Raw genomic sequence first — 20,453 nt, 5'->3', positions numbered from 1 at the left:
TGCGTAGGTGTTTTTTTAGTTATTCAGCGTTGCGGACAGGTTTTTCCCCACCAGATAACCAAAGGTCATGGCAGGGCCCAGCGTGATGCCGCCGCTGGGGTAGTACCCCTGCATCACGCTAGACATATCGTTCCCCACGGCGAAGAGGCGGGGAATGGGGCGTTGTTCGGCATTCAGCACGCGGGCCTGTTCGTCGGTTTTCAGGCCGCTAAAGGAGCCGAGCGAGCCGGGTAGAATGCGCACGGCGTAATACGGCGCGTGCTCCAGCGCGCCCAGCGTCGGATTAGGCTGATGCCGGGCATCGCCCTGTGCGCAGTTGTAGGCTGAGGCCCCGCGCTGGAAATCTTCATCACGTCCCTGATGGGCGAAACCGTTGAAGCGTGCGACGGTAGCGCCGAGCTCAGCGCGGTCAATGCCGCATTTTTCCGCCAACGCATCGAGCGTTGGCGCGCTTTGCAGATAGCCGGTACGCAGCCAGGCCTCGACCGGGAACGGCGTCGGGCGCGCATGCCCCAGGCCGTAGCGATGCAGAGCCCGGCTGTCGGCAATCAGCCAGGCCAGCGGCTGTTCGCCTTCCGGGGTGGCGTCAATCAGCGCCGCGATAAAGTCGTGGTAGGAGTCGGCTTCGTTGACGAAGCGCCTGCCGTTTGGGCGAACAGCGAGAAATCCCGGTTTGGCGCGCTCGACCAGATGAGGAAACGCCAACTGTAGCCCGCTGGCGGTCGACACCCGCGAAACGGGCGCCCAGGCCATGGGGTTTTTCAACGAGGTATCAAACTGCCCACCGACGGTTTCCCCCAGCCGAATACCATCACCCTGATTGCCCGGCGGGGCGGCAGAAAAGTGGCCATAGCCCTGACGCGCATGCGCAACGTTTTCTGCCAGACGCTGTTTATCGTGCGGGAAACCGCCGCAGGCCAGCACAACCGCGCGGGCATGGATCTGAATATCGCCCTCATCGCCAGCGAGGATCGCGCCGGTCACGCCATTTTTGTCTTCCAATAGCCGAGAGACCGGGGCGTTAAGCTGAAAACGGACATCGGCGTCCAGTGCAGAGCGCAGCAGGCGCGCCATGAGCGCATTGCCGTTAACCAGATGGCGGCCGCGCCCGTAACGCAGGCGCTGCCAGCCATGGCGTATCAGGCGGCGGCTGGCGTACAGCGCTGAACGCGGTGAACGGGTGGCATTGAAGAAGTGCGTCATATCCGCCCCTCCGGCAATGCCCATTCCCGCCAGGCTGATAGTCTCCAGCGGTGGGCGCAGGCGATGAAGCCAATCGCCTAATCCGCTGGCGTCATAGGGTTGAGCCGTGACGGATCGCCCGCCGGTGGCAAAACCGTGGCTGTTGTGAAAGTCCGGCATTTTACTGCCGGAGAGGAACTGTACCGCCGTGTTCTGGCGGAAAAACTCCACCATTTCCGGGCCGTAGCGTAAAAAGGTACGCAGGCGTGCGTCGGCGGCCAGACCGCCCATTTCCGCCTGCAGATAGGCTAGCGGAGCGGCGTCATCTTCCACAATTCCCTCCTCGCGCGCGAGGGGATTTTGCGGGATCCACAGCCAGCCGCCGGACCAGGCGCTGGTGCCGCCGATAACCGACTCTTTTTCCGCCACCAGGACGCGCGCGCCGTGCAGCGCGGCGGTGACGGCGGTAGCGAGCCCTGCCGCCCCCGAGCCAACCACCAGCAGATCCACTTCAACATGCCTGCTCATTGTTGAACTCCTTATTGCAGCGGCGAGAAGTCGGTCGGACGCATCAGCACTGACTCCAGGCGCTCTACCGCTGCCAGCTCTCGATTCTTGCGTGAGAAGGTCAGCCAGCGCTCGTCCTGCGCCATACGACCACGGCGAACCAGACGGTCATCGAGGCTTTCATACGCCCAGATATGCACGACCTGATTGACCACGCCAATTTCGGTAAAGAAGAAGCCAATCAGCTTGCCCAGGTGCTCGGTCTGTACCGCATAGGCATCGCTTTTGTACAGCGCCAGCCAGTCGGCCATTTTCAGGGGATTGATGGTGTAGGTGCGTTTTTCGTAAATCATGCGTTTTCTCCAGAAGTGAGTGGGGATTGTTGAACCATGTGCATGGCGGCCAGGTAGCCAAAGGTCAGCGCCGGGCCGAGGGTAATGCCGGGGCCGGGGTAGGTGCCCGCCATGATTGAGTCCATATCGTTGCCGACGGCGTACAGCCCGCCGATAGGCACACCTTGCTGATTCACCACCTGCGCGTCGGCGGTGGTGACCAGCCCGCGGGAAGTGCCTAAATCGCCGGTGAACAGTTTGATGGCATAAAACGGCGCGGCTGTGAGCGGCGCGTTACAGGCATTTGGCCGATGGGCGGCGTCGCCCATGGCGCGGTTGTAGCTGTTGCCACCCTTGTGGAACGCCGTGTCGTGACCATTTTGGGCATCACGGTTGTAGCGCTCGACGGTCTGCTCCAGTTGCTGCGGTTCAATTCCTAGCTGTTGGGCCAGTTCGCCCAGGCTTTGTGCTTTATACAAGTAGCCGGCCTTAACCAGCGCATCGTTGTTGACCGGTGCCGGACGTGCCAGACCCAGGCCGTAGCTTTTCATCGCCTGTGCATCGCAAAGTAAAAAGCACGGTGCGTTTTCTGCCTGCTGCTGCATGGCGCTGGCAAAATGGTGATAGGAGTTGGATTCGTTAACGAAGCGCACGCCGCGCTGATTGACGGCGATAACGCCCGGCTTGGCGCGGTCGGTCACCAGATGCGGGAAGCGTTCTTCGCTGCCATCCGGGTGACGCAGCACGGAAACGGGTGCCCAGAAAAAGTTGGAGGGCAGGTCGGGGCCTTGTTTCGCATCGACGCGAAGACCAAGCTGGAACGCCGCGCCGTCGTTGGTTGTGGGTGACATGGTGTAATGCTGTTGCGTTGCCGGGCGGAATTGTGGCGCGATGCGCCCGGCGGCGAAACCGCCCGCCGCCAGCACCACGCCGTGGCGGGCGTGCAGCGTGGCGGACTCGCCGTTTTGCTCAATCTCAACGCCGGTCACCCGGTCGTTGTGTTCGATGAGCGACTTCACCGTCACGTTTAAGCGTAATTCCAGACCTTTGCGTAGCGCCAGCGTTGCCATACGGGCGATTAACGCATTGCCCATGGCCAGACGGGTACCGCGGTGATGGCGCAGACGATCGCGTCCGTAGCGCAGCAGCAGCTTGCCGCAGTGGCGGAACGAGGCCCAGGAGCGACGCATGTCGAGGAAATGTTGAATATCGACGCGGTTGACCATCATGCCGCCAAACAGCAGCATGCCCGGCGGCGGGGATCGCAGGGTCCGGAAATGAGCCCCCAGTTTGCGGCCGTCGTACTCGACAACCTCCAGCGCGCGGCCAACATCCACCGCCCCAGGTTCATCCGGGTAATAGTCCGGCGACAGCGGGCGCAGGCTGTACTTCACCGCCCCTTCTTGTTCCAGAAACGCCAGCGCGTCGCGCCCGGCATTCACAAACGTCTCCACCAGTTCCGGACGATAGTTGGCTTCGCCAATGATGGTACGCAGATAGGTTTTCATCTCGTCGGGGCTGCCGTTTTTTCCCAGTTTGCGCGCCTGGTCGGTATCGTTAATCCAAACCGCGCCGCCGGAAATCGCCGAGGTGCCGCCAAAGTGCGGGGCTTTCTCCAGCATCAGTACGGATAACCCTTTACAGCAGGCGGTCACGGCAGCGGCAAAGCCCGCAGCACCGCTGCCGATGACGATGACATCCCAGCTTTTCATGCGGTAGCCTCTTGCGGTTGTGGGAGAGCGCCAATGAATTCACCCATCAAATGCATTTGCGCCAGCGCCATTTCAGGGCCGGTCTGCGTGCGGCATCCGCGTTCGCGGGCAAACGCCAGCAGCGGGGTGATCACCGGTGCGGTGACGACATCGGCGACGTGGGTATTCGTTGTGAGCGTCGCCAGCAGTTCCGGCGTCAACGGCAGTGAGTCAAAGCCAGCCATACCGGCCGGGGAGCCATTGACCAGCAGATCGAATTCAGCCAGTGAAGTGGGTAATGTGGTCAGGTGTACGGTCGGGAAGTGGGTCGCCAGGCGGTTTGCCAAACGTTGGCGGCTGGCGTCATCGCGATCGTACAGCGCCAGCGTGTCAATGCCCGCTTCGCACAGCCCCCAGGCAATGGCGCTACCGACGCCGCCGCAGCCGGAGAGCAGGGCGCGTTTTCCCGCGGCTTCGAAACCCTGAGCCTGCGCCGCGCGCTGGAAACCAACGCCATCCAACATGTCGCCCTCTAAACGCCCGTCAGGCAGCTTGCGCACGCAGTTAACCGCATTCAGATGACGGGCGCGCGGCGTGAGCACGTCGAGGAGTCCGGCAACCCGCTGTTTATGCGGAACGGTAACTAAAATGCCGCTCATATTGTGCCAGCCGCGCAGGGTGTTCAGGTAGTCAGCGACCGCTTCCGGGGCGATATCCACCGGGATCATGACCTTGTCCATATTCTGACTGGCAAAGTAGTGGTTAAAGTTATCCGGCGATTTCACCTGAGTAATAGGGTGCCCGATAACGGCGACGATCTGAGTAAATCCGCTTACCATTTCTCACCTCAATTGTTAACTAACTGTTGCTTGAGTATTTCAATGGAAGCGGTGAGCGACAACGCAGAATTCGGACAGGTTGGTTGTTAATCGCACCGACAGTGCGATAATCGCAGTAATCGACCTTTCATGTTGCAAAAGTGTGAGCAACTATGCAAAACGAGATTCATCAGCGCGATCTGATCGTCGGGCTGCAAAAAGGGCTGGCGCTGATCCAGCTTTTCTCGAAGGCGAATCCCCGCTTAACCGTGCCGCAGGCGGCAAAAATGAGCGGTCTGACGCAAAGCGCCGCCCGCCGGTTTTTCCTTACGCTGGTACACGACGGGTATCTGGATACCGACGGGCGCTACTACTGGCTGACGGCTAAAAATTTGCGTCTGGGGCAGGCCTATGTGGATTCAGCACAGTTTCCGCGGATGGTGCGACCGATTGTAGAATACGTGGCCAGCCGGGCGGAGGAGCATGCTTCCGTTGGCGTGATTGATGATAACGAACTGGTCTATATCGCCCGCAGCAAGCATACGCCGTTCAACTCGACCTCAGTACGTCTGGGCGAGCGCGTACCGATACACTGTACTGCCGGGGGACGACTGTGGTTGGCATCGCTGCCGGAGTCGGAGTGTGAGGCCGTGCTGCAGCAGGTCACTCGCGAGCAGAGAACGCCGTACACGGTGACCGATATTGTCACGTTAATGGAGAGAATCGCGCAGGTTCGCCGGCAGGGATATGCCACCATTGAGCAGGAGTTTGAAATTGGCATGCTGGTGGTGGCAGTGCCGCTGGCGGACAGGGAAGGGCTGTATTGGGGGGCATTGAGCCTGACCAGCCATCAATCGCGGACTTCGCTGGAGGCGATGTGCCGCAATCATCTGGATCTGCTCTACAGCGCGCAGGCGATGCTGGTGGCCTAATCCAGATAATAAAAAACCCGCCGAAGCGGGTTTTTTTACACCGAACAAACCTTACCAGACGTAAGTCAGCAGGTTCTGCGAATTCGGCACCATGAAATCGACGGACATCATCACAGAAAGCGCGGTAATGGCAATGATAGAGAAACCGAACAGCTTGCGCGCCCAGACCTTATCATCTTCCACTTTGTAACCGCGCAGCGCCATGCCTAACCACCAGACGCTGACCGCCGCGGCAACCACCAGGTATTTATACCCAGCGTAGCCACCCAGCGAGAGCATCAGGGTGGCGACAGCAAAGGCCACGATGTACAGCGTGATGTGGTTTTTCGCCACGGAGATGCCTTTCACCACCGGCAGAACCGGAATGTTCGCTGCCTGATAATCCTTGAAGCGGAAAATCGCGATAGCGTAGGAGTGAGGCATCTGCCACAGGCTGAAAATAGCCAGCAGAATCAACGCGCCGCTGTCGAAGTCACCGGTTACGGCACAGTAGCCAATCACCGGCGGCGCCGCGCCGGAGAGAGAGCCAATCAGGGTGCCGTAGACGGAGTGGCGTTTCATGTACAGGCTGTAAACGCCGACATAAACCACAAACCCCATCACCCCCAGCCAGCAGGCGAGGGGATTGGCGCCGAACCACAGCAGCATGAAGCCAGCGAGACCCAGCAAGGTGGCGTAGACCAGCGACGTTTTTGGCGCAATTAATCCCTTAACCAGCACTCGGTTCTTCGTACGTTCCATCTTACGGTCGATGTCACGATCGATGTAGTTGTTGAAAACACAACCCGAGGCGACCACCAGAGACACACCGATGAGCGTCCAGGCGAACAGCGGGTAATCGATGTGGCCTTTGGAGGCCAGCAGGAAACCGCCGATCACGGAGATCAGGTTGCCAAAAATGATGCCAGGCTTCGTAACTTGCAGGTATCGCTTAAACATACTCGCCGCTCTTAGTGAACCATCATGTTGTAGTTCAGGTTCCACATAATCCAGATTGAACCTACCACCACGATGGCAATGATTATCACGGTAAAGACAAACGCGGTCAGGTTCCAGCCTTCGTCAGACTTGCTGTTCATGTGCAGGAAGTACACCAGGTGTACCAGGATCTGCACAACAGCGGTGACCAGAATGGTCCCCAGAATTACCGCATGCGACGCGCTGCCCGTCATCACCATCCAGAACGGGATAACCGTCAGGATGATAGACAGGATAAATCCTGTCATGTAGGACTTCACGCTGCCGTGGGAAGCGCCGCTGTGATCGTTAGAATGACTCATTACATTGCCCCCATCAGGTAAACAACGGAGAACACACAGATCCATACTACGTCCAGGAAGTGCCAGAACAGGCTCAGGCACAGGATACGCGTACGGTTAGTGCTGGTCAGGCCGCGACGGGAAACCTGCACCATCAGCACCGCCATCCAGATAAGACCGGAAGTCACGTGCAGACCGTGGGTACCTACCAGAGCGAAGAACGCTGACAGGAAGCCGCTGCGATCCGGACCCATACCTTCAACAATCAGGTGATGGAATTCATAGATTTCCATCGCGATGAACCCTGCCCCGAAGAGGAAGGTCAGCGCCAGCCAGGAAACTACCTGGCTCTTGTTGTTTTTGTACATGGCGATAGCCGCCATGCCGTAGGTGATGGAGCTGAACAGCAGCAGTGCGGTTTCAACCAGAACGAACGGCAGTTCAAAGATATCTTTACCGGTCGGGCCGCCCGCAGTGCCGTTCACCAGAACGGCATAGGTGGCGAACAGACTGGCGAAGATAATGCAGTCGCTCATCAGGTAGATCCAGAAGCCGAAGATCTTCATCGGTCCGGTATCGTGATGCCCATGTTCGTGCGCGTGGGCGTTATGCGCCAGAGTATCAGTTGCCATTTTTCAGCCCTGCCTTATGAATCTCATCGAAATGCTGATTTTCCAGTTTTTCGACTTCTGCAACCGGCACGTAGTAATCCACGTCCTCGTCAAAGCTCTTGATAATCCAGGTGATAACGATGCCAGCAAAGCTTGCAATCGCCAGCCACCAGATGTGCCAGATCATGGCGAAACCAAATACCGTTGCGAAGGCGGCAATCACGATGCCGGCGCCGCTGTTTTTCGGCATATGAATTTCTTCATACTGGGTAGGCTGTTTGTACGCTTCACCTTTCTCTTTCATTTCCCAGAATGCATCACGTTCGTGAATGTGCGGCACAATGGCAAAGTTGTAGAACGGAGGTGGGGAAGAGGTTGCCCACTCCAGCGTACGGCCGCCCCACGGGTCACCGGTCAGATCGCGGTTTTGGTCGCGGTCACGGATAGAGACGTAGAACTGAATCAGCTGGCAGAGAATACCGCAGGCAATCAGCGCTGCACCGCATGCTGCAACAACCAGCATTGGGTGGAACTGCGGATCAATCTGCTGGCTCAGACGACGGGTCATGCCCATGAAGCCCAGCACGTACAGCGGCATAAATGCCACGAAGAAGCCGATGATCCACAGCCAGAACGCGCGTTTACCCCAGGTTTCATTCAGGGTGAAGCCGAAGGCTTTTGGCCACCAGTAGGTCAGACCTGCGAAGCAGCCGAAGACTACGCCGCCGATGATGACGTTATGGAAGTGGGCAATCAGGAACAGGCTGTTGTGCAGCACGAAGTCCGCGCCTGGCACTGCCAGCAGAACGCCGGTCATACCGCCGACCGAGAAGGTCACGATAAAGCCGATGGTCCACAGCATCGCAGAGTTAAAGACGATGCGGCCCTGATACATGGTGAACAGCCAGTTGAAGATCTTCACCCCGGTTGGGATGGCGATAATCATCGTGGTAATACCGAAGAAGGCGTTTACGTTCGCGCCCGCACCCATGGTGAAGAAGTGGTGCAGCCAAACGATGAACGACAGGATGGTAATACACACGGTTGCCCACACCAGTGAGGTGTAGCCAAACAGGCGTTTACGCGAGAAGGTTGCCGCCACTTCGGAGAACACGCCGAAGACAGGCAGTACCAGAATGTACACTTCCGGGTGACCCCAGGCCCAAATCAGGTTGATGTACATCATCATGTTGCCGCCCATATCATTGGTAAAGAAATGGGTGCCCAGATAGCGATCCAGGGTCAGCAGCGCGACGGTAACCGTCAGAATTGGGAAGGAGGCGATAATCAGGATGTTGGCGCACAGAGATGCCCAGGTAAATACTGGCATCTTGAACATCGTCATACCTGGTGCACGCATCTTGATGATGGTCACGAAGAAGTTAATACCGGTCAGGGTCGTACCGATACCGGAGAGCTGAAGTGCCCAAATCCAGTAATCAACGCCGACGCCCGGACTGTATTCAATTCCCGAGAGCGGTGGATACGCCAGCCAACCGGTCTGTGCAAACTCACCAACGCCCAGAGACAGGTTAACCAGGATAACGCCGACAACGGTGAACCAGAAGCTCAGGTTGTTCAGGAACGGGAATGCCACGTCGCGCGCACCGATCTGCAGAGGAACCACAAGGTTCATCAGACCGATAACGAACGGCATCGCTACGAAGAAGATCATGATAACGCCGTGGGCGGTAAAGATCTGGTCGTAGTGATGAGGCGGCAGGAATCCTGCTTCCCCGGCGGAGGCCAGCACCTGCTGGCTACGCATCATGACGGCATCGGCAAAGCCACGCAGCAGCATGACGATAGCGACGATGACATACATGATGCCGAGTCTTTTGTGGTCAACCGAAGTCAGCCACTCATTCCATAGGTAGGACCACTTACCGAAGTAAGTGATCAAGGCGAGTAACGCCAGACCACCGATGATAATGGCAGCGACCGTAACCATGACAATAGGTTCATGGAACGGCACTGCATCCAGTGTCAATTTTCCGAACATCGTTTTCTTCCTCGGCCCCTTAGTGAGCGGATTCCGCGTGGCTCATGTCCATGCCTTCCATTCCTTCGTGCGATGCGTGTTCGCCTTCAGGTTTGGACATGTCCATGCCCTTGCCGTGATCCATAAATTTGCCTGTGACTGCTTTAAACAAATCTGGTTTCACGCTGGAGAAGTACTCCACCTTGTTGTATTCGCTCGGTGCAGCCACTTTCTCGAATGCCGCCATGTCATCCATGGTGTTCGGAGATTGTTTCGCTTTAGCGACCCACTGATCGAATGTGGCACGATCCGGCGTTGCAATGGCTTTAAACTTCATACCAGAGAAGCCCGGGCCGCTATAACTGGCGGAGATACCGTCGTAGGTACCCGCTTCGTTAGCGATAAGATGCAGGTTGGTCTGCATACCGGCCATGGCGTAAATCTGGCTGCCCAGACGCGGGATAAAGAAGGAGTTCATCACGGAGTTGGAGGTCACTTTGAACTGCACCGGAACGTTCGCTGGGAAAGCGATTTCGTTAACGGTAGCAATGCCCTGCTCCGGGTAGATGAAGAACCATTTCCAGTCCATGGAAACCACTTCGATGGTGATAGGTTTCTCGTCATGAACCAGCGGCTTGCTCGGTTCTAAAGAGTGTGTGGTTTTCCAGGTCAGTACGGCGAGGAAGATGATGATAAGAATTGGCACTGTCCAGACCACAGCTTCAACTTTGTTGGAGTGTGACCAGTTAGGGCTATACTTCGCATCTTTATTGCTCGCACGGTACTTCCAGGCGAAACCAACGGCCATTAAGACGGCGGGAATCACGACGATCATCATCAGGCCAAAAGCCGTCAGTATCAGCGAACGCTGCTCCAGTCCAATCTGTCCTTTGGGGTCAAGTAGTGCAGAATCACAGCCACTGAGTAATACAGTGCTGGCGATTAATGACAACCATCCCAAGTTTTTATTGTATTTCCTGAGTCTCATGTAACGACCTCAATTCCACGGGGTGTTGGTGGCGTTTAAAGTGTGGGGGCATTTTACGGGAAGGTTACATTACTGTAAACATCATTGGTGCTCTGTCAGTTATGTGTTACCGGGTTCTGCCGCGCCTGTCACAGATGTTGCCAAATATGTCTATTTTTCAGGCGGGAAGCCCAGAGTACGGGTGTTATAACGAAAGGGGACCTCAGGTGGGGGTAAAGAGGGCAATTGGTATAACCATTGTCAAAAATATACAAATAATTAACAATTAATCATCAAATAATAGACAATTCAAAAACGAAAAAATAATTGTCATCGTGCTGAATCGGTTAATGAAATAAAGCGTAGTTGAGACGTTCCAATAATTTCCAGAATTCTAAAGCGCACAAAAGCACAAATATTTTTTTTATTTACGCTGCGGTCGTTATTATTACGTATCGTGACTACAGCGTATTAGTCGTATTTTTTACGTATTTATCGAAACTGCGTTTTGCGCAATGCCAGATAATCCAGCAGGCAGCCAAATACAATCCCGGCAAAGGCAACCAGCACGCCAGCTTCCAGCAGCATTCCAGAGCCGTTCAGAGCGGTAAGATTCAGCGCGTTACTGACTAACATCAGCAGCCAGATGCCCAATAAGATAACGCCAATCAGCAGTAAACGCAGGGCAAAACGATAGCCGCCGCTGTAGCTATTTCGCGGCATAAACTGTTCGGTTTGCTGGGTGTATTCTAGCGTCCGGCGGCAGACCAGCAGCAGCAGGATCCCTGGGACCGCAGCCACGACGGAGAACAGATAGAACGTTGGCCAGCCGTGGGCTTCAACAAACCAACCGGCAATGGGCCCGACGTAAACGCGGCCGACGGCGGAAAGCGCCGACAGCAGCGCGAACTGGGTGGCCGAGAAGGACTTGTTACATAAGGTCATCAGCAGCGCGACAAACGCCGCCGTTCCCATACCGCCACACAGGTTTTCAAAGAATACTGCCGCTGCCATGGAGTAGATATGTTTGTCAGTGACCGACAGCATCCAATAACCGGCGTTGGAGACCCCCTGCAAAATGCCGAAGATCAGCAGCGCGCGAAAGAGCGTCAGGCGCTGCATCAATACTCCGCCGTACAGCGCACCGAGAATGGTGGCGAACAGGCCGAGCGTTTTGTTGACCATACCGACCTGGCCGGCGTCAAAGCCGACGCCGCGAATTAAAAAGGTGGTCGTCAAGCTCATGGCAAAAGCATCGCCGAGCTTATACATCACGATCAGCAGCAGAATAAGCCAGGCGTTGTTGCGGCCGAAGAAATCTTTCAGCGGCGCAACAACCGCCTGTTCAAGGCTTTTGGGCACCGGAATGACGTCGCTAGGTTCAGGGGCGAACAGGGTGGCGATAATGCATGGCACCAGTAAAGCGGCCATCAGCCAGTACATGCCCTGCCAGCCGAGCCATTTATCTGCCAGCCACAGCGCTAAACCACCGGAGACCAGCATCCCCAGGCGATAGCCCAGCACGCTGATAGCGGCACCCGCGCCGCGCTCTTCCGTTGGCAACACGTCGGTTTTCCAGGCGTCAAAAACGATATCCTGAGACGCGGAGCAAAAGGCAATAACCACCGCCAGCGCAGCCATCCATCGGAGCTGCGTTGAGGGTTCAAGAAAGCCCATTGCCGCGATAGCAATCAGCAATAAACATTGAGTGGCCAGCAGCCAGCCGCGACGACGCCCTAAAAATGGCGGCGTATAGCGATCCATCACCGGTGACCAAAGAAACTTAAAGACGTAGGCCTGTCCGACCAGCGAAAAGAAACCGATGGTTTTGAGGTCGATATTCTCGACCGTCATCCATGCCTGCAGCGTCCCTGACGTCAGGGCAAGGGGTAAACCGGAGGCAAAGCCAAGAATCAGCAGAATGGCTGATTTCGGTTGCTGAAATATTCGCAGATAGTGATTAGACATTGGCTTTAACGTTCAGACCCGGCCTGAGCCGGGTCTGTGAAGGGATTAGCGTGCGTTCTGCTTGATAAAGTCGTGGATGGTGGTGTCCTGGGACATATCCGCGATGGTATCGGTCAGTACGCTATCAACTGTGTCGGAGATATTCTTGTTAGAGGCCTGGAATGCGCCTTCTACGGAATAGCTCGAACGGTAGTTTTTGGTCATCTTGTTACCGTTTGCCGCGGTCGCGATGATAGCGATATCCGCTTTGGTATTGATGTTGTAACGCACGTTACCCTGGGAAACGTCCGCATACAGCTGGCTTACGATAATCTGCAGATTTGCCGCACCGTTAGGGCCGATCATGTAGCCACGCGCAGCCATCTGTTTTTCCAACACTTCTTGCATCAGGAAGCGCAGGTCGCGAGAGGCGGTAAGGGTAACCAACTGGTTGTTGCGGGTGACTTTTGCCAGCGCCTGATCCTGACGCTGGTCGGCGCCGTTGATGCTGACGGTAACGCCCATCAGGCTTGGATCCTGCTGTGGCAGCGTAATTTTAGGTGACACGTCAACGGTGGTTGGAGGCGTTACGCAGCCTGACAACATAAACAGTGCTACCAAGGGGAAGAGGATTTTTTTTAACATGTTAGGGGTCTCAAAACGCATTGTTTACTGATAATCCCCGTCATCATAACATTGCCAACGGCGAGGGGAAGTAGGCAATGCATGTAAATTCATCGTGTTGATGTTTTTCTGCCCGAGCATACAAAAAACAGGGGTATTTCAGATGAAAACGGATTGTAAAAGGCGTTAACTTCATCTACTTGACAAATAAAATGGCGCGAACGCTAATTTTTTGTTGCCTTTGTGTAATGGAGTCAGTAAAAGCGGCTAACATTTAAAGGGATAGGCGGCATCTTAACGTTGTCGGAGGAGTAATATCATGATGATGCGTGAACAAATCGAAGAAAAATTAAGGGCAGCGTTTGATCCTGTGTTCCTGGAAGTTGTCGATGAGAGCTACCGCCACAACGTACCGGCAGGTTCTGAGAGCCACTTTAAAGTTGTGCTGGTCAGCGATCGATTCACCGGCGAGCGGTTCCTGAATCGCCACCGAATGATCTACGGCACCCTCACAGAGGAGTTTGCTTCTACCGTACATGCACTGGCATTGCACACTTATACGCGAAAAGAGTGGGAGGGTTTGCAAGATACCGTCATTGCTTCACCACCATGCCGTGGAGCGGGCACTATCGCGTAGAAAAGGCATTTGCAACGCGGAACTTTTCCAGTATGTTGCGTACAGAATATGAGAAAACGGCCTGCGGGCCGTTTTGTTTTGTCTGAATTTTGAGCGCCAAAGACAGTATTCAGACAAAAATTAGCCGGGAATTGTGAAAAATGCCGCAGCAACGCGTGATAACCGTTCTCGACTCATAAAAGTGATGCCGCTATAATGCTGCGTCTTATTTTTCGGAATGTCTTCGGGATGATTCTGGCTACAGGGAATGTGTTTCTGATTTAAAGATAACGTCCCAGTACAGCAAGGCATGATTCAGAGTTGACCGAGCACTGTGATTTTTTTGAGGTAACAAGATGCAAGTTTCAGTTGAAACCACTCAGGGCCTTGGCCGCCGTGTAACGATTACTATCGCTGCTGACAGCATCGAAAACGCTGTAAAAAGCGAGCTGGTCAACGTAGCGAAAAAAGTACGCATTGACGGTTTCCGTAAAGGTAAAGTACCGATGAATGTTGTTGCTCAGCGTTATGGCGCTTCCGTGCGTCAGGACGTGCTGGGTGACCTGATGAGCCGCAACTTTGTTGATGCGATCATCAAAGAGAAGATCAACCCAGCTGGCGCACCGAACTACGTTCCGGGCGAATACAAACTGGGTGAAGACTTCACCTACGCAGTAGAGTTCGAAGTTTATCCAGAAGTTGAACTGAAAGGTCTGGACGCTATCGAAGTTGAAAAACCAGTTGTTGAAGTGACCGAAGCTGACGTTGACGGCATGCTGGACACCCTGCGCAAGCAGCAGGCAACCTGGAAAGACAAAGACGGCGCAGTTGACGCAGAAGACCGCGTAACCGTTGACTTCTCTGGCTCCGTAGACGGCGAAGAATTCGAAGGCGGTAAAGCGACTGACTTCGTACTGGCAATGGGCCAGGGTCGTATGATCCCAGGCTTTGAAGACGGTATCAAAGGCCACAAAGCCGGCGAAGAGTTCACCATCGACGTGACCTTCCCAGAAGAATACCACGCTGAAAACCTGAAAGGTAAAGCGGCTAAATTCGTTATCAACCTGAAGAAAGTTGAAGAACGTGAACTGCCAGAACTGACTGCTGAATTCATCAAACGTTTCGGCGTTGAAGATGGTTCCGTAGAAGGTCTGCGTGCTGAAGTGCGTAAAAACATGGATCGCGAGCTGAAAGGCGCGGTACGTAACCGTGTTAAAACTCAGGCGATCGAAGGCCTGGTGCAGGCGAACGAAATCGACGTTCCTGCTGCCCTGATCGACAGCGAAATCGACGTTCTGCGCCGTCAGGCTGCACAGCGTTTCGGTGGCAACCAGCAGCAAGCGATGGAACTGCCTCGCGAACTGTTCGAAGAGCAGGCGAAACGCCGCGTTGTTGTTGGCCTGCTGCTGGGTGAAGTGATTCGTACCCACGAGCTGAAAGCTGACGAAGCACGCGTTGCTACCCTGATCGAAGAAATGGCTTCTGCCTACGAAGATCCGAAAGAAGTAATTGAATTCTACAGCAAAAACAAAGAGCTGATGGAAAACATGCGCAGCGTCGCTCTGGAAGAACAGGCTGTTGAAGCGGTTCTGGAAAAAGCGAAAGTGACTGAAAAAGCAACTTCCTTCAATGAACTGATGAACCAGCAGGCGTAATTTCGCTTTCCGGTTTACGGTTTTGAGAAAAACCCGTTGCCTTTTGGTGACGGGTTTTTTTTATTGCAGCGATAGCCAACGCGAGCGTGATAAAAGGGCTTTTCGGTATTAGCGTAACAACAAAATATTGTTATGCTTGAAATAGGGTAAGATCGTACCCATTACTGGGGGAACGAATCACTCGCCACATCTCTATAATCAGAATGCTGTGGCTATATTATTTTTTATCCAGGAGACGGACATGTCATACAGTGGCGAACGAGATAACTTAGCACCCCACATGGCCCTGGTGCCGATGGTCATTGAGCAGACCTCCCGTGGCGAACGTTCTTTTGATATCTACTCCCGTCTGCTTAAAGAGCGCGTTATCTTTCTGACCGGCCAGGTGGAAGACCACATGGCGAACCTGATTGTGGCGCAAATGCTGTTTCTGGAAGCGGAAAACCCGGAAAAAGATATTTACCTGTACATCAACTCCCCGGGTGGCGTGATTACCGCTGGGATGTCTATCTATGACACCATGCAGTTCATTAAGCCGGACGTTAGCACCATCTGTATGGGGCAAGCGGCGTCCATGGGCGCGTTCCTGCTGACGGCAGGCGCAAAAGGCAAGCGTTTCTGCTTGCCGAATTCCCGCGTGATGATTCACCAGCCTTTGGGCGGCTATCAGGGACAGGCGACGGATATTGAAATCCACGCCCGTGAGATCCTGAAAGTGAAAGGACGTATGAATGAGCTTATGGCGCACCATACCGGCAAATCTTTAGAGCAGATTGAAAGTGACACAGAACGTGACCGTTTCCTGTCTGCCTCTGAAGCTGTGGAGTATGGTTTGGTTGACTCTATCCTGAGTCAGCGTAACTAATGTCATGACGGCACGTGCCGCCGCAGGGTATATACTACTAGAGGCGGCACAACGCTCGCGTAGCAGCTTGCGCTTAAGAATGGCATTTGCGTCGTCATATGCGGCACAAAGAACTTAAAAAGAGGTTTTGACTCATGACAGATAAACGCAAAGATGGCTCGGGCAAACTGTTGTACTGCTCTTTTTGCGGCAAAAGCCAGCACGAAGTGCGTAAGCTCATCGCCGGCCCATCCGTGTATATCTGCGACGAATGCGTCGACTTATGTAACGACATCATTCGCGAAGAGATTAAAGAAGTAGCGCCGCATCGTGAACGCAGCGCGCTGCCAACGCCACACGAAATTCGCCACCACCTTGATGACTATGTCATTGGTCAGGAACAGGCGAAAAAAGTGCTGGCTGTTGCGGTTTACAACCACTACAAACGTCTGCGTAACGGTGATACCAGCAACGGCGTCGAGCTTGGCAAAAGTAACATTCTGCTGATTGGCCCGACCGGTTCCGGTAAAACCCTGCTGGCGGAAACGCTGGCGCGTCTGCTGGATGTTCCGTTCACCATGGCCGATGCCACCACGCTGACCGAAGCGGGTTATGTGGGTGAAGACGTTGAAAACATTATTCAGAAACTGCTGCAGAAGTGCGACTACGACGTACAGAAAGCGCAGCGCGGTATTGTTTACATCGATGAAATCGACAAGATCTCGCGTAAATCCGACAACCCGTCGATTACGCGCGATGTGTCCGGCGAAGGCGTACAGCAGGCTCTGCTGAAGCTTATCGAAGGCACCGTGGCTGCCGTTCCGCCGCAGGGTGGGCGTAAGCATCCGCAGCAGGAGTTCCTGCAGGTTGATACCTCTAAGATCCTCTTTATCTGCGGCGGCGCATTTGCCGGCCTGGATAAAGTGATTGGTAACCGCGTTGAAACCGGTTCGGGTATTGGCTTTGGCGCAACCGTGAAATCGAAAACGGATAAAGCCAGCGAAGGCGAGCTGCTGAGCCAGGTAGAGCCAGAAGATCTGATCAAATTTGGTCTGATCCCTGAGTTCATCGGTCGTCTGCCGGTGGTTGCAACGCTGACTGAGCTGAGCGAAGAAGCGCTGATTCAGATCCTGAAAGAGCCGAAAAACGCCCTGACCAAGCAGTATCAGGCGCTGTTTAATCTGGAAGGTGTCGATCTGGAGTTCCGTGACGAAGCGCTGGACGCTATCGCGAAGAAAGCCATGAGCCGTAAAACCGGTGCCCGTGGTCTGCGTTCAATCGTGGAAGCGGCGCTGCTCGAAACCATGTACGATCTCCCTTCGATGGAAGACGTTGAAAAAGTGGTTATCGACGAGTCGGTGATTGCCGGTCAAAGCGAACCGCTGCTAATTTATGGCAAGCCGGAAGCGCAGCAGGCATCTGGCGAATAATTCACCAGTTCATACAATCAGTTAATCAAAAAGGGGGGATTTTATCTCCCCTTTTATTTTTCCTGATTCATAGCGTTGAATGTGTGGAATACATCCCCATATACTGGTTACATGTTAATGGTTGTGTGAAGCACAGTCGCATGACCAGCTTACCTGGCGGACACTAAACTAAGAGAGAGCTCTATGAATCCTGAGCGTTCTGAACGCATTGAAATCCCCGTATTGCCGCTGCGCGATGTGGTGGTTTATCCGCACATGGTCATTCCCTTATTTGTAGGGCGGGAAAAATCTATCCGTTGTCTGGAAGCGGCCATGGATCATGATAAAAAAATCATGCTGGTCGCGCAGAAAGATGCTTCAACGGATGAGCCGGGTGTAAACGATCTTTTCACCGTCGGGACCGTGGCCTCTATTTTACAAATGCTGAAACTGCCCGACGGTACGGTAAAAGTACTGGTCGAAGGTTTACAGCGTGCGCGTATCTCTACGCTCTCCGATAACGGCGAGCACTTCTCTGCGAAAGCGGAGTACCTGGAGTCGCCGGCGATTGAAGAGCGCGAGCAGGAAGTCCTGGTGCGCACGGCAATCGGTCAGTTTGAAGGTTACATCAAGCTGAACAAGAAAATCCCACCGGAAGTGCTGACGTCGCTCAACAGCATCGACGACCCTGCACGTCTGGCGGATACCATCGCCGCGCACATGCCGCTGAAGCTGGCAGATAAACAGTCCGTACTCGAGATGTCCGACATCAACGAACGCCTGGAATATCTGATGGCGATGATGGAGTCGGAAATCGATCTGCTGCAGGTTGAGAAGCGCATTCGCAACCGCGTGAAAAAGCAGATGGAGAAATCCCAGCGTGAGTACTATCTGAATGAGCAGATGAAGGCGATTCAGAAAGAACTCGGCGAGATGGACGAAGTTCCGGACGAGAACGAAGCGCTGAAGCGTAAGATCGACGCGGCGAAAATGCCGAAAGAGGCAAAAGAGAAAACAGAAGCTGAACTGCAGAAGCTGAAAATGATGTCGCCGATGTCAGCGGAAGCTACCGTGGTTCGCGGTTATATCGATTGGATGGTGCAGGTGCCGTGGAACACGCGCAGCAAGGTCAAAAAAGATCTTCGCCAGGCGCAGGAAATCCTCGATACCGACCATTACGGCCTTGAACGCGTCAAAGACCGCATCCTTGAGTATCTCGCGGTCCAAAGCCGTGTGAACAAGCTCAAAGGGCCGATTCTGTGCCTGGTTGGGCCTCCTGGCGTGGGTAAAACCTCTCTGGGGCAGTCCATTGCTCAGGCAACTGGACGTAAATACGTCCGTATGGCATTGGGTGGCGTGCGTGACGAAGCGGAAATCCGCGGCCACCGTCGTACTTACATCGGCTCAATGCCGGGTAAGCTTATCCAGAAAATGGCAAAAGTGGGCGTTAAAAACCCGCTGTTCCTGCTGGATGAAATCGACAAAATGTCTTCGGATATGCGCGGCGATCCGGCCTCTGCTCTGCTGGAAGTTCTTGATCCAGAACAGAACGTGGCGTTCAGCGATCACTACCTTGAAGTGGATTATGATCTCAGCGACGTGATGTTTGTTGCGACGTCGAACTCCATGAACATTCCTGCACCGCTGCTGGATCGTATGGAAGTGATTCGTCTGTCGGGTTATACCGAAGACGAGAAGCTGAACATTGCCAAACGCCACCTGCTGCCGAAGCAGATTGAGCGTAACGCCCTGAAAAAAGGCGAGCTGACGGTAGATGACAGCGCGATTGTTGGCATTATTCGTTACTACACCCGTGAAGCGGGCGTTCGTAGCCTTGAGCGTGAGATCTCGAAACTGTGCCGTAAAGCGGTGAAACAGCTGCTGCTCGATAAAGAGCTCAAGCACATCGATATCAACGGCGACAACCTGCACGATTACCTCGGTATTCAGCGTTTTGACTACGGTCGCGCTGATGAAGAAAACCGCGTGGGTCAGGTCACGGGGCTCGCATGGACGGAAGTGGGCGGCGATCTGCTGACCATCGAAACTGCCTGCGTTCCGGGTAAAGGTAAGCTGACTTACACCGGTTCTCTGGGTGAAGTGATGCAGGAGTCCATTCAGGCTGCGCTGACCGTGGTGCGCGCGCGCGCGGAAAAACTGGGCATCAACCCAGATTTTTACGAAAAACGCGACATCCACGTTCACGTTCCGGAAGGGGCAACGCCGAAAGATGGTCCAAGTGCCGGTATCGCGATGTGTACCGCATTGGTGTCCTGTCTGACCGGTAATCCGGTTCGCGCTGATGTGGCAATGACCGGTGAAATCACCCTGCGTGGCTTGGTGCTGCCAATCGGTGGTCTGAAGGAAAAACTGCTGGCGGCCCACCGTGGTGGCATTAAGACAGTTCTGATTCCTGATGAGAACAAACGCGATCTGGAAGAGATTCCGGACAACGTTCTGGCCGATCTTGACATCCATCCGGTCAAGCGCATTGAGGAAGTTCTGGCTCTGGCGCTGCAGAATGAACCGTCTGGAATGCAGGTTGTAAGCGCAAAATAGTGACCTCGCGCAAAGAGCGTTAATAAAAATAAGGCTGGCAAGCATAAACTGACTTGCCAGCCTTTTTTTGTCTCGCTAATTTAGACGGCTGGCAGGTGTGTCGTCGACAACGGGTGTTGTAAGGGCATGGTAGTCCTGATATAACTGCTCCGCGATCGCATCGCGAAGGATTCCGGTGCGATATAAATAATAAAGAGAGGAAGAGAACAGTGAACAAATCTCAACTGATTGACAAAATTGCTGCTGGCGCGGATATCTCCAAAGCTGCAGCTGGACGTGCGTTAGATGCTTTAATTGCTTCTGTTACTGAATCTCTGCAAGCTGGGGATGACGTTGCACTGGTAGGTTTCGGTACCTTTGCTGTCAAAGAGCGTGCTGCCCGTACTGGCCGCAACCCTCAGACCGGTAAAGAGATCACTATCGCTGCGGCTAAAGTACCGGCATTCCGTGCAGGTAAAGCACTGAAAGACGCGGTAAACTGATCCCTTTCCCGTTACGGGAATGTGGCAAAGTACAAGG

The 20,453-nt window shown here is 54.4% G+C and carries 18 protein-coding genes; 7 read left to right on the top strand and 11 right to left on the bottom strand.

Going from position 1 to position 20,453, the window contains the following annotated elements:
- Positions 1–15 precede the first annotated feature (15 nt).
- From KCR01S_RS08675 to KCR01S_RS08660, 4 genes are read right to left on the bottom strand one after another with little or no spacing between them, the layout of a single operon-like run.
- Positions 16–1,710, bottom strand: a complete 1,695-nt coding sequence (locus KCR01S_RS08675; protein ID WP_061282124.1) for an FAD-dependent oxidoreductase — start codon at positions 1,708–1,710, stop codon at positions 16–18.
- A gap of 11 nt (positions 1,711–1,721) precedes the next feature.
- Positions 1,722–2,042, bottom strand: coding sequence for an NIPSNAP family protein (locus KCR01S_RS08670; RefSeq protein ID WP_015965584.1), 321 nt, complete (start codon positions 2,040–2,042; stop codon positions 1,722–1,724).
- Positions 2,039–3,733 carry an FAD-dependent oxidoreductase gene (locus tag KCR01S_RS08665; protein ID WP_061282121.1) on the bottom strand — a complete coding sequence of 565 codons (1,695 nt, stop codon included), beginning with the start codon at positions 3,731–3,733 and terminating at the stop codon, positions 2,039–2,041. The genes KCR01S_RS08670 and KCR01S_RS08665 overlap by 4 nt, the downstream gene beginning before the upstream one ends.
- Positions 3,730–4,551, bottom strand: a complete 822-nt coding sequence (locus KCR01S_RS08660; protein WP_061282119.1) for a shikimate dehydrogenase family protein — start codon at positions 4,549–4,551, stop codon at positions 3,730–3,732. Before KCR01S_RS08660 ends, KCR01S_RS08665 begins: the two co-directional genes overlap by 4 nt.
- Before the next feature lie 152 nt (positions 4,552–4,703).
- Here KCR01S_RS08660 and KCR01S_RS08655 point away from each other — a divergent pair, with 152 nt between their 5' ends.
- A complete protein-coding gene (locus KCR01S_RS08655; RefSeq protein ID WP_061282117.1) occupies positions 4,704–5,462 on the top strand; it encodes an IclR family transcriptional regulator domain-containing protein in 759 nt (252 codons plus the stop codon).
- A 51-nt stretch (positions 5,463–5,513) separates the two neighbouring features.
- On the opposite strand, the gene cyoE is transcribed toward KCR01S_RS08655, so the two are convergent.
- The 7 genes from cyoE to KCR01S_RS08620 form a co-directional block, all read right to left on the bottom strand.
- Positions 5,514–6,401: a heme o synthase gene (gene cyoE / locus KCR01S_RS08650; RefSeq protein ID WP_052283867.1), complete on the bottom strand. Its 888-nt coding sequence runs from the start codon at positions 6,399–6,401 to the stop codon at positions 5,514–5,516.
- A gap of 11 nt (positions 6,402–6,412) precedes the next feature.
- On the bottom strand, positions 6,413–6,742 hold the full coding sequence (locus tag KCR01S_RS08645; protein ID WP_052283866.1) for a cytochrome o ubiquinol oxidase subunit IV: 330 nt from the start codon (positions 6,740–6,742) through the stop codon (positions 6,413–6,415).
- Complete coding sequence (locus KCR01S_RS08640) at positions 6,742–7,353, bottom strand: cytochrome o ubiquinol oxidase subunit III (protein WP_052283865.1); 612 nt, start codon at positions 7,351–7,353, stop codon at positions 6,742–6,744. Before KCR01S_RS08640 ends, KCR01S_RS08645 begins: the two co-directional genes overlap by 1 nt.
- Entirely contained in the window at positions 7,343–9,334 is a 1,992-nt protein-coding gene (gene cyoB, locus KCR01S_RS08635; protein ID WP_061282115.1) for a cytochrome o ubiquinol oxidase subunit I, read from the bottom strand. Before cyoB ends, KCR01S_RS08640 begins: the two co-directional genes overlap by 11 nt.
- 19 nt (positions 9,335–9,353) lie before the next feature.
- The gene (cyoA, locus tag KCR01S_RS08630; protein WP_061282113.1) at positions 9,354–10,301 is read right to left on the bottom strand and encodes a cytochrome o ubiquinol oxidase subunit II; all 948 of its coding nucleotides are present in this window, start codon (positions 10,299–10,301) and stop codon (positions 9,354–9,356) included.
- A 471-nt stretch (positions 10,302–10,772) separates the two neighbouring features.
- Positions 10,773–12,248 carry a muropeptide MFS transporter AmpG gene (gene ampG / locus KCR01S_RS08625; RefSeq protein ID WP_061282111.1) on the bottom strand — a complete coding sequence of 492 codons (1,476 nt, stop codon included), beginning with the start codon at positions 12,246–12,248 and terminating at the stop codon, positions 10,773–10,775.
- Positions 12,249–12,293: 45 nt separating this feature from the next.
- Entirely contained in the window at positions 12,294–12,872 is a 579-nt protein-coding gene (locus KCR01S_RS08620) for a lipoprotein (protein ID WP_061282180.1), read from the bottom strand.
- 298 nt (positions 12,873–13,170) lie between these two features.
- Here KCR01S_RS08620 and bolA point away from each other — a divergent pair, with 298 nt between their 5' ends.
- The 6 genes from bolA to hupB all read left to right on the top strand — a co-directional run bounded on the left by bolA (position 13,171) and on the right by hupB (position 20,416).
- Positions 13,171–13,488 (top strand): transcriptional regulator BolA, encoded by a 318-nt coding sequence (gene bolA / locus KCR01S_RS08615; RefSeq protein WP_052283861.1) that lies wholly within the window; start codon positions 13,171–13,173, stop codon positions 13,486–13,488.
- Positions 13,489–13,823: 335 nt separating this feature from the next.
- Positions 13,824–15,122 carry a trigger factor gene (gene tig, locus KCR01S_RS08610; RefSeq protein ID WP_052283860.1) on the top strand — a complete coding sequence of 433 codons (1,299 nt, stop codon included), beginning with the start codon at positions 13,824–13,826 and terminating at the stop codon, positions 15,120–15,122.
- A 241-nt stretch (positions 15,123–15,363) separates the two neighbouring features.
- Positions 15,364–15,987 (top strand): ATP-dependent Clp endopeptidase proteolytic subunit ClpP, encoded by a 624-nt coding sequence (gene clpP, locus KCR01S_RS08605; RefSeq protein ID WP_052283859.1) that lies wholly within the window; start codon positions 15,364–15,366, stop codon positions 15,985–15,987.
- A gap of 134 nt (positions 15,988–16,121) precedes the next feature.
- Positions 16,122–17,396: an ATP-dependent protease ATP-binding subunit ClpX gene (gene clpX, locus KCR01S_RS08600; protein ID WP_061282109.1), complete on the top strand. Its 1,275-nt coding sequence runs from the start codon at positions 16,122–16,124 to the stop codon at positions 17,394–17,396.
- 183 nt (positions 17,397–17,579) lie between these two features.
- The gene (gene lon / locus KCR01S_RS08595; protein WP_052283857.1) at positions 17,580–19,934 is read left to right on the top strand and encodes an endopeptidase La; all 2,355 of its coding nucleotides are present in this window, start codon (positions 17,580–17,582) and stop codon (positions 19,932–19,934) included.
- Positions 19,935–20,143: 209 nt separating this feature from the next.
- Entirely contained in the window at positions 20,144–20,416 is a 273-nt protein-coding gene (gene hupB / locus KCR01S_RS08590) for a nucleoid-associated protein HU-beta (protein WP_035895161.1), read from the top strand.
- Positions 20,417–20,453: the final 37 nt, after the last annotated feature.

Origin of the sequence: Kluyvera cryocrescens NBRC 102467, assembly GCF_001571285.1 — a bacterium.
GTDB lineage: Bacteria > Pseudomonadota > Gammaproteobacteria > Enterobacterales > Enterobacteriaceae > Kluyvera > Kluyvera cryocrescens.
The sequence above is the reverse complement of the archived record's forward strand: the minus strand, read 5'-3'. Positions and strand labels throughout refer to the sequence as shown.

Excerpts from the sequence above, each read along its gene's own strand:
- KCR01S_RS08675 (WP_061282124.1), bottom strand. The coding sequence starts at position 1,710 with ATGAGCAGGCATGTTGAAGTGGATCTGCTGGTGGTTGGCTCGGGGGCG.
- KCR01S_RS08670 (WP_015965584.1), bottom strand. The coding sequence starts at position 2,042 with ATGATTTACGAAAAACGCACCTACACCATCAATCCCCTGAAAATGGCC.
- KCR01S_RS08665 (WP_061282121.1), bottom strand. The coding sequence starts at position 3,733 with ATGAAAAGCTGGGATGTCATCGTCATCGGCAGCGGTGCTGCGGGCTTT.
- KCR01S_RS08660 (WP_061282119.1), bottom strand. The coding sequence starts at position 4,551 with ATGGTAAGCGGATTTACTCAGATCGTCGCCGTTATCGGGCACCCTATT.
- KCR01S_RS08655 (WP_061282117.1), top strand. The coding sequence starts at position 4,704 with ATGCAAAACGAGATTCATCAGCGCGATCTGATCGTCGGGCTGCAAAAA.
- cyoE (WP_052283867.1), bottom strand. The coding sequence starts at position 6,401 with ATGTTTAAGCGATACCTGCAAGTTACGAAGCCTGGCATCATTTTTGGC.
- KCR01S_RS08645 (WP_052283866.1), bottom strand. The coding sequence starts at position 6,742 with ATGAGTCATTCTAACGATCACAGCGGCGCTTCCCACGGCAGCGTGAAG.
- KCR01S_RS08640 (WP_052283865.1), bottom strand. The coding sequence starts at position 7,353 with ATGGCAACTGATACTCTGGCGCATAACGCCCACGCGCACGAACATGGG.
- cyoB (WP_061282115.1), bottom strand. The coding sequence starts at position 9,334 with ATGTTCGGAAAATTGACACTGGATGCAGTGCCGTTCCATGAACCTATT.
- cyoA (WP_061282113.1), bottom strand. The coding sequence starts at position 10,301 with ATGAGACTCAGGAAATACAATAAAAACTTGGGATGGTTGTCATTAATC.
- ampG (WP_061282111.1), bottom strand. The coding sequence starts at position 12,248 with ATGTCTAATCACTATCTGCGAATATTTCAGCAACCGAAATCAGCCATT.
- KCR01S_RS08620 (WP_061282180.1), bottom strand. The coding sequence starts at position 12,872 with ATGTTAAAAAAAATCCTCTTCCCCTTGGTAGCACTGTTTATGTTGTCA.
- bolA (WP_052283861.1), top strand. The coding sequence starts at position 13,171 with ATGATGATGCGTGAACAAATCGAAGAAAAATTAAGGGCAGCGTTTGAT.
- tig (WP_052283860.1), top strand. The coding sequence starts at position 13,824 with ATGCAAGTTTCAGTTGAAACCACTCAGGGCCTTGGCCGCCGTGTAACG.
- clpP (WP_052283859.1), top strand. The coding sequence starts at position 15,364 with ATGTCATACAGTGGCGAACGAGATAACTTAGCACCCCACATGGCCCTG.
- clpX (WP_061282109.1), top strand. The coding sequence starts at position 16,122 with ATGACAGATAAACGCAAAGATGGCTCGGGCAAACTGTTGTACTGCTCT.
- lon (WP_052283857.1), top strand. The coding sequence starts at position 17,580 with ATGAATCCTGAGCGTTCTGAACGCATTGAAATCCCCGTATTGCCGCTG.